The 7,627-nt window shown below is 73.6% G+C and carries 10 protein-coding genes; 7 read left to right on the top strand and 3 right to left on the bottom strand.

The annotated features are described in order from the left end of the window. The first annotated feature begins 60 nt into the window (after window positions 1-60). The 6 genes from JAN01S_RS15970 to JAN01S_RS15945 all read left to right on the top strand — a co-directional run bounded on the left by JAN01S_RS15970 (window position 61) and on the right by JAN01S_RS15945 (window position 4,587). The gene (locus tag JAN01S_RS15970; RefSeq protein WP_068319750.1) at window positions 61-738 is read left to right on the top strand and encodes a uracil-DNA glycosylase; all 678 of its coding nucleotides are present in this window, start codon (window positions 61-63) and stop codon (window positions 736-738) included. Continuing rightward, window positions 735-1,541, top strand: a complete 807-nt coding sequence (locus JAN01S_RS15965) for an SGNH/GDSL hydrolase family protein (RefSeq protein ID WP_068319749.1) — start codon at window positions 735-737, stop codon at window positions 1,539-1,541. The genes JAN01S_RS15970 and JAN01S_RS15965 overlap by 4 nt, the downstream gene beginning before the upstream one ends. 61 nt (window positions 1,542-1,602) lie before the next feature. Next, a complete protein-coding gene (locus JAN01S_RS15960; protein WP_068319748.1) occupies window positions 1,603-2,004 on the top strand; it encodes a TOBE domain-containing protein in 402 nt (133 codons plus the stop codon). Then, window positions 2,001-2,771 (top strand): molybdate ABC transporter substrate-binding protein, encoded by a 771-nt coding sequence (gene modA / locus JAN01S_RS15955; RefSeq protein WP_068319747.1) that lies wholly within the window; start codon window positions 2,001-2,003, stop codon window positions 2,769-2,771. The genes JAN01S_RS15960 and modA overlap by 4 nt, the downstream gene beginning before the upstream one ends. After that, the gene (locus tag JAN01S_RS15950) at window positions 2,768-3,544 is read left to right on the top strand and encodes an ABC transporter permease (protein WP_068319746.1); all 777 of its coding nucleotides are present in this window, start codon (window positions 2,768-2,770) and stop codon (window positions 3,542-3,544) included. Before modA ends, JAN01S_RS15950 begins: the two co-directional genes overlap by 4 nt. Then, entirely contained in the window at window positions 3,541-4,587 is a 1,047-nt protein-coding gene (locus JAN01S_RS15945; protein ID WP_068319745.1) for a sulfate/molybdate ABC transporter ATP-binding protein, read from the top strand. The genes JAN01S_RS15950 and JAN01S_RS15945 overlap by 4 nt, the downstream gene beginning before the upstream one ends. Here the strand turns inward: JAN01S_RS15945 and JAN01S_RS15940 are convergent. From JAN01S_RS15940 to JAN01S_RS17245, 3 genes are read right to left on the bottom strand one after another with little or no spacing between them, the layout of a single operon-like run. Next, on the bottom strand, window positions 4,580-5,728 hold the full coding sequence (locus JAN01S_RS15940; protein WP_068319744.1) for an LCP family protein: 1,149 nt from the start codon (window positions 5,726-5,728) through the stop codon (window positions 4,580-4,582). The genes JAN01S_RS15945 and JAN01S_RS15940 overlap by 8 nt on opposite strands. An 18-nt stretch (window positions 5,729-5,746) precedes the next feature. Continuing rightward, window positions 5,747-6,043, bottom strand: a complete 297-nt coding sequence (locus tag JAN01S_RS17250; protein ID WP_169797253.1) for a PepSY domain-containing protein — start codon at window positions 6,041-6,043, stop codon at window positions 5,747-5,749. A gap of 7 nt (window positions 6,044-6,050) precedes the next feature. Next, the gene (locus tag JAN01S_RS17245) at window positions 6,051-6,314 is read right to left on the bottom strand and encodes a hypothetical protein (protein ID WP_068319741.1); all 264 of its coding nucleotides are present in this window, start codon (window positions 6,312-6,314) and stop codon (window positions 6,051-6,053) included. A 98-nt stretch (window positions 6,315-6,412) separates the two neighbouring features. Between JAN01S_RS17245 and JAN01S_RS15925 the strand changes: the two genes are divergently transcribed. Then, on the top strand, window positions 6,413-7,573 hold the full coding sequence (locus tag JAN01S_RS15925; RefSeq protein WP_068319751.1) for an acyl-CoA dehydrogenase family protein: 1,161 nt from the start codon (window positions 6,413-6,415) through the stop codon (window positions 7,571-7,573). Window positions 7,574-7,627 lie beyond the last annotated feature (54 nt).

Here is a 7,627-nt window from a genome sequence, read left to right as displayed (position 1 = left end):
TTCGACCGATCCCCCCGGCACCCCTGCGCCGGGGGGATCGGTGTCTGGTTGGGTGGGTACGTGCCGATCCGACCGCTGAGCGAGCTCGTCCACCCGTCCTGGGCGCAGGCCCTCGAGCCGGTCGCGCCGACGATCGCGGAGATGGGCGAGTTCCTGCGACAGGAGGTCGCCGCGGGCCACGGCTACCTGCCGGCCGGCGAGCACGTGCTGCGCGCCTTCACCATCCCGCTCGAGGAGGTCCGCGTCCTCGTCGTCGGCCAGGACCCCTACCCCACGCCCGGCCACGCGATCGGCCTCTCCTTCGCCGTGGCTCCCGACGTGCGGCCGCTGCCCCGGTCACTGCTCAACATCCACCGCGAGCTCGTCGAGGACGTCGGCGTGCCCCTGCCGTCGGACGGCGACCTCACCCCGTGGGCCGAGCAGGGCGTCATGCTCCTCAACCGGTGCCTCACCGTGCGCCCCGGCGCTCCCGACAGCCATCGCGGCCGCGGCTGGGAGGCGGTGACCGACCGCGCGATCGAGGTGCTCGCCGCCCGCGGCGGACCGCTCGTCGCCATCCTCTGGGGACGCAAGGCACGCGACCTGGCACCGGCGCTCGGGCAGGTGCCCCGGATCGAGAGCGCCCACCCCTCGCCCCTGTCGGCGCGCAGCGGATTCTTCGGCTCGCGCCCCTTCAGCCGCACCAACGACCTGCTCGCCCGACAGGGCGCCGCCCCCATCGACTGGAGACTCCCGTGACCGAGACCCACCCCTGGCGCCGCTACGTCGCGATCGGCGACTCCTTCACCGAGGGCATGTCCGACGCCGACCCCCGCACCGGGGACCGCTACGTCGGCTGGGCCGACCGGCTCGCGGCCGAGCTGTCGACGCAGGTGCCTGACGGCGAGTTCCACTACGCCAACCTCGCCGTGCGTGGTCGCAAGCTCGCCGACGTCGTCGGACCGCAGCTCGACGCCGCCCTGGCCGTCTCCCCCGACCTCGTCTCGATCGTCGGCGGTGGCAACGACATCCTGCGCCCGCGGGTCGACCTCGACGAGGTCGCCGCGAGCCTCGAGGAGGCCGTGGCGGCGACCCGCGCCACCGGCGCCGACGTGCTCATGGCCACCCCCGCGGACCCGGCCGACGCGGGGATGCTGTCCTCCCTTCGCTCCCGGCACGCGGTGCACACCGCCAATGTCCACTCGATCGCCCAGCGGCAGGGCGCGCACGTGCTCGACCTGTGGGGCCTGCGCGCCCTGCGCGACTGGCGGCTGTGGGCGACCGACCGCATCCACCTGAGCACCGAGGGGCACCGCCGCGTCGCACAGGCGGCGCTGACCGCGCTCGCCCAGCCGGTGAGCGACCCGGAGTGGCGCACCCCGCTCGCCGCGGCCCCGCCCGTGCCGCGCCGCGAGCAGGCCGTCGAGACCGCCCGCTGGGCGCGCTCGTACGCCGCCCCGTGGGTGCACCGCCGTCTCACCGGCCGCTCCTCCGGCGACTCGGTGACGGCGAAGATCGCCGAGCCGACCCCCTTCGGCCCGCAGGACCTCCCCGACGCCTGACGCGCATCTCCCCGGGCAGATGCGCGCTCCATGCCGTATCTGCTGGTGATAGCGTCGATCCATGACGCAACTGCGTGTTTCTGAGGCGGCCGAGCTGCTCGCGGTGTCACCCGACACCGTCCGGCGGTGGATCGACAATGATCGACTCACGGCGACGAAGGGGGAAGGTCCCGTCCTCGTCGACGGCGCGGACCTCGCCCGGCTGGCCCAGGAGATCGCGCACCCCGCCCCGGTCGGTCCGGTCACCGACGAGTCCGCGCGCAACCGCATGCGGGGCATCGTCACCGAGGTGCTGCGCGACGGCATCATGGCGCAGGTGAGCCTGCAGGCCGGGCCCTTCCGCATCGTCTCGCTCATGTCGCGCGAGGCCGCCGACGAGCTGGGGCTGGAAGCGGGCTCGGTCGCCGTCGCGTCGATCAAGTCGACCAATGTCGTCATCGGCACTCCGGGGAGTGCGTCGTGAGGGGCCTGCGTGCCGCAGCATGCGTCGCGCCCCTCGCCCTGGCCCTCGCAGCCTGCGGCGCCGGCTCTGGTTCAGGCTCCGGCGCTGAGGAGGGCGGCACGACCACCCTGCGGGTCGCGGCCGCCGCGTCGCTGACGGCCTCCTTCGAGGAGATCGCCACCGACTTCGAGGCGGCCAACGAGGGAGTCGAGCTGGAGTTCCAGTTCGCCGGATCCTCCGACCTCGCCACGCAGATCACCAACGGTGCCGAGCTCGATGTCTTCGCCTCCGCCGACGAGGCCACCATGGACAAGGTCGCGGACTTCACGGCCGCCGACCCGACGCTCTTCGCCACCAACGTCCTGACGATCGTCACCGAGCCGGGCAACCCGAAGGAGATCATCGGCCTGAAGGACCTGGAGTCCTCCGACCTCGCGGTCGTCGTCTGCGCCGATCAGGTCCCCTGCGGGGCAGCGACCCAGACGCTCACTGAGCAGCAGGGGGTGACCCTCGACCCCGCGAGCGAGGAGTCCAAGGTGACCGACGTGCTCACCAAGGTGACCACGGGCGAGGCCGACGCCGGCCTCGTCTACGTCACCGACGCGACCGGCGCCGGCGACAAGGTCGACACGGTCGAGGCCGAGGGCTCGGACGAGGTCGTCAACACCTACCCGATCGCCGTGCTCGAGGGTGCCCCATCGCCCGACGAGGCACAGGCCTTCGTCGACTTCGTCACCGGGCCCGATGGACGAGCGGTGTTGCAGGACAAGGGCTTCGGCACACCGTGAGGCCCCCCGCCTGGCTGTGGGTCCCGGCGGCGGGAGCGATCCTCGTCGTCGTCGTCCCGCTGCTCGGGCTGATCACCTCCGTCGACGTGGGCACCCTCTGGCCGCTGCTCACCTCCGAGGCATCGGTGACCGCGCTCCTGCTGTCGCTGCGCACCGCCGCCGTGGCGACCGCCCTGTGCATCGTCCTCGGCGCCCCGCTGGCCCTGCTGCTCGCCCGCGGCAGCTGGCCGGGTCAGTCGGTGCTCCGCGCGCTCGTCCTCGTGCCCCTCGTCCTGCCGCCCGTCGTGGGCGGCCTGGCGCTGCTCACGACCTTCGGCCGACGCGGCCTGCTCGGCGAGCACCTGGTGGCCGCGGGCATCTCGATCTCCTACTCGACCACCGCGGTCGTCCTCGCGCAGACCTTCGTCGCGCTCCCCTTCCTCGTCCTCTCGCTCGAGGGCTCCGTGCGCGGCCTCGACCGGCGCCAGGAGGAGGCCGCCGCCACCCTCGGCGCCGGCCCGTGGCGGCGGCTGACCCGGGTCACCCTGCCGCTCGTCGCACCGGGGCTGGTGTCGGGGTGCGTGCTCGCCTTCGCCCGAGCGCTCGGCGAGTTCGGCGCGACCCTGACCTTCGCCGGGTCCGCGCAGGGGCGCACCCGCACGCTGCCGCTGGAGATCTACCTGCAACGAGAGGTCGACCAGGACGCCGCGATCGCGCTCTCCCTCGTGCTCGTCGTCCTCGCGACGGTCATCGTCGGCTCGGTCTACGCCCGCACGACGAGGGCTGCGGCATGAGCCTGCAGGTGCGGGCCCGCTGGGCCGAGCGCGGGCTCGACGTCGACCTCGACCTGCCGGCCGGGCGGCACGCGATCACCGGGTCCAACGGCGCCGGCAAGTCCTCCCTGCTCGCTGTCGTCGCCGGCCTCGCCCGCCCTGACGAGAGCCGCGTGGTGCTGGCAGGACGACCGCTCGACGACCTGCCGCCGCACCGACGCCGCGTGGTCCTGATGTCCCAGGCCGGCCAGCTCTTCCCCCACCTGCGGGTGCGGGACAACGTCGCCTTCGGACCGCGCAGCCAGGGACGCGGTCGCAGGGGCTCCCGTGCCGCCGCCGACCACTGGCTCGAGGTCGTGGGCATGGGCGACTTCGCCGAGCGGCGCCCCAGCCAGCTGTCGGGCGGTCAGGCCGCGCGCGTGGCCCTCGCCCGCGCGCTGGCGGCCGAGCCCGCCGCGCTCTTGCTCGACGAGCCTCTCGCCGCTCTCGATGTCGAGGCCACCCCCGCGATGCGCGCGGTGCTCTCGCGCGTCACCCACGAGCGGGAGGACCTCGTCGTCCTGCTCGTCACCCACGACGTGCTCGACGTGCTCACCGTCGCGGACGGCCCCCACGACACGCTCACCGTGCTGGGCGCCCAGGTCGAGCACGGTCCGGTGCGGCAGGTGCTGGAGCACCCGCGCAGCGACTTCACCGCCGGGCTCGCCGGGCTCAACCTGCTCCGCGCCGAGGCCGTGCCGGGCGGCGGGGCGGTCGCCGGGGACCTCACGATCGCCACCGGCCCCCACGAGGTCACCGGCCCGTGCTGGGTGACCTTCGCCCCCGACGCGGTCTCGCTCCACCACGACCACCCCGAGGGGTCGCCGCGCAACGTGTGGCGGGCCCGGGTCGCGCGGGTGGAGGCGTACGCCGGGCGCGTACGGGTGTGGCTGGACTCCCCCTTCGCCATGAGCGCGGAGGTCACGCCGGCCGCGCTCACGGCCCTCCCGCTGCGTCCCGGCGACCCGGTCTGGGTCTCGGTCAAGGCCAGCCAGGTGCGCGTGCACCCGGCCGCGGTCAGCTGAGGCGACCGTCGCGGAAGTCGCGGAAGGACCGCTTCGACGCGTCGTCGAGGCGCACGATCGACTGCCCGGACTGCATGCCCGTCGGGCCCTGGGCGACCGCGTGGCCGACCTTGGTCGGGTTGACCCGGTAGAACGAGGCGGTGAAGACGAGCATCTCCTCCGCCGAGAGGTCGCTGCTCGCGTGCTCGTCGACGACCGACAGCATCGCGGGAACCTCGCCCGGCCCCTTGAGCTTCGCCTGGACCGCCGCGGCGGCGAGGAGCAGGCCCTGGTGGCGTGAGCGGTCGAAGTCCCCACCCGGAAGGGTCTTGCGCTCGCGCGCGTAGGCGAGCGCCTCCTTGCCGCTCAGGCGGTTGCGGCCCTTGGCGATCTGGCCTCCGGGCAGGTGGGAGTCGAGAGCCTCCGGCGCGACGAAGTCCAGGCCGCCCGCCTCGTCGACGATCGCCTCGAAGCCGTCGAAGCCGGTGACGACGTAGCCGTCGACGTCGACACCGCTCAGGCTCTCGACCGAGCTGACCTGGCCGCTCGGTCCGGCGAAGACCATCGAGCTGTTGAGCTTGCCGTGACCGTGCCCGGGGATCGGCACCCACAGGTCGCGTGCGAAGCCCATGAGTCCCGCGCCGCCCTTGCCGTCGACACCGAGCAGCTGGATCGCGTCGGCCCGGGAGCGCTCGACGTCCTGCCCGGGGCGGGCGTCGGAGCCGATGACGAGGACGTGGCGCGCGCCACCGAGGTCGGCCTTGCCCTCGGCGCCGAGGCTGGGCCACCAGCCGCCGACGACCTTCCACCCCGTACGGCCCTTGGGCCGCACGGCGAGGGTGACGTCGTCACCGGCGCTGACGACCGCGACCTTGGCGCCGCGCCAGTCACCGAGCTCGGCCCGGCCGTCCAGCGGGTGGTCGCCGTACTTCTTCGCGACCGCGCGGGTCAGGGCGGCCGGGGCGCCCACGACCTTCGCCGACGCGGACGATGACGAAGGGGAGGACGCCCGGCTGCTCGAGGACGTCGACTCGGAGGTCGGTGCGGTCGAGGAGGGCGCGGTCGATGACGTGGCGTCGCCCTCGCCGTCTGCGGAGCAGGCGGCGAGGGCGAGCGTCAGGGCGACGGTGGTCGCGGCGGTACGGGCGAAGGGGTGTCTCACCCCTCCACCGTAGGTGCCTCAGTTGTCGTCGGCGGCGTCGTCGTCACCGTCGTCGTCGCTCTCCGGCATGGCCTTGCCGGTCGTGACGTCGACGAGCACGTCCGTGTCGTTGCCGTTGACGTCGACGCTGATCTTCCAGTGGTGGGCGCCGTTCTCCTCCTCGAGCTCGGCATCGTCGAAGGTGCCGTCGGCCTCCTTGAGCGCGGTCTCGATGGCCTCGGCGAGGTCGATCTTGGCGGCGTCGAGGCCGGCGCGGTCCTCGTCGTCGAGATCGTCGGCGTCGCCATCGGTGCTCGCGCGACCGTCGGCGTCCACGTCCACCTCAATCGAGCTGGAGCCCTTGCTCGACCTCGTGGGCCCGGCCGCCCACCGCCGACTCGGCCGCGCGCACCCTCGCGACGTCGGGGTCGTCGGAGGTGGCGGTCGTCGAGCTCGGCGGCGTCGAGGTGCCGACGGCGGTCGACGTGCCGGTGGAGGACGAGGCGGCCGGTGCCGGATCGCCCGTGCCGCCCCCGGAGCCGCAGGCGGTCAGGCCGAGGGACAGGGTGGCAATGACGGCGACGAGGGCCGCGCGCGGTGTCGTCATGCACTGGACGCTGCCTGAGGACGGCGGTGCCTGCCACTCCGCAGCACTGTTCCCCCACGATCGTGACGCATGCCTCAACGGCTCGTAGAGTGCTCGGCATGCCAGCAACCCGGCTCATGCCCACGGAGATCGGTGACGACCTCATCGAGCTCACCCGCGCGATCTGCGACAAGTCCCTGCGGCCCCAGGCCGACGAGGTCGAGGCCCGCGCCGCGACCGAGGAGGTCTTCCCGCGCGAGGTCTTCCGCACCCTCGGCCGGGCCGGGCTGCTGTCCCTGCCCTACCCCGAGGAGCTCGGCGGCGGTGGACAGCCCTACGAGGTCTACCTGCAGGTCGTCGAGGAGATCGCCTCGGCGTGGGCCGCGGTCGGAGTGGGCGTGTCCGTCCACTCGCTCACCGCCTATGCCGTCCACACCTACGGCACCCCCGAGCAGCAGGAGGCACTGCTGCCGGACATGCTCTCCGGCGAGACGCTCGGCGCCTACGCCCTGTCCGAGCCGCTGGCCGGCTCCGACATCGGCGCGATGACGACGCGGGCCACCCCCGACGGTGACGACTGGCGCATCCGGGGCCGCAAGGCGTGGATCTCGCACGCCGGCCACGCCGACTACTACACGACCTTCGCCCGCACGAGCGACGACGGCGGGCGCGGCGTCAGCTGCTTCGTCGTGCCGGCCGACGCGGAGGGGATCTCCTTCGGCGCGCCGGAGAAGAAGATGGGTCTGCACGGCGACACCGTCCGCGAGGTCATCTACGAGGACGTGCCGGTCGCCGGCGACCGGCAGATCGGTGACCTGGGCCGAGGTGTGCCGATGGCCCTCGCCGGTCTCGACGCCGGCCGTCTGGGCATCGCGGCCGTCGCCACCGGCCTGGCACAGGCCGCCCTCGACGTGGCGGCGAAGTACTCCACCGAGCGTGAGCAGTTCGGCCGCACGATCGCGAGCAACCAGGGTCTGGCCTTCCTCCTGGCCGACATGGAGGCCGCGGTGACCAGCGCCCGCGCGACCTACCTGCACGCGGCGCGACTGCGGGACGCCGGGCGGGCCTTCGGCAAGGAGGCCGCGGTGGCCAAGCTCATCGCGACCGACGCCGCCATGCGGGTGACGACCGACGCGATCCAGGTGCTCGGTGGGGCGGGCTACACCCAGGACTTCCCGGTCGAGCGGTACTTCCGCGAGGCCAAGGTGACGCAGATCTTCGAGGGCACCAACCAGATCCAGCGCCTGGTCATCTCGCGGCAGCTGCTCGCCGGGCTCTGACCCCCCTTCGTCCCCCGGCTCAGCACTCCCCACCCCGCCACAAACTGTGGCTGG

Source organism: Janibacter anophelis NBRC 107843, from assembly GCF_001570945.1.
GTDB lineage: Bacteria > Actinomycetota > Actinomycetes > Actinomycetales > Dermatophilaceae > Janibacter > Janibacter anophelis.
The sequence above is the reverse complement of the archived record's forward strand: the minus strand, read 5'-3'. Positions and strand labels throughout refer to the sequence as shown.

Bases quoted from the DNA above. Each gene is read 5' to 3' on its own strand.
- JAN01S_RS17245 (WP_068319741.1), bottom strand. From the start codon at position 6,314: ATGACGACACCGCGCGCGGCCCTCGTCGCCGTCATTGCCACCCTGTCC.
- JAN01S_RS15960 (WP_068319748.1), top strand. From the start codon at position 1,603: ATGACGCAACTGCGTGTTTCTGAGGCGGCCGAGCTGCTCGCGGTGTCA.
- JAN01S_RS15925 (WP_068319751.1), top strand. From the start codon at position 6,413: ATGCCAGCAACCCGGCTCATGCCCACGGAGATCGGTGACGACCTCATC.
- JAN01S_RS15945 (WP_068319745.1), top strand. From the start codon at position 3,541: ATGAGCCTGCAGGTGCGGGCCCGCTGGGCCGAGCGCGGGCTCGACGTC.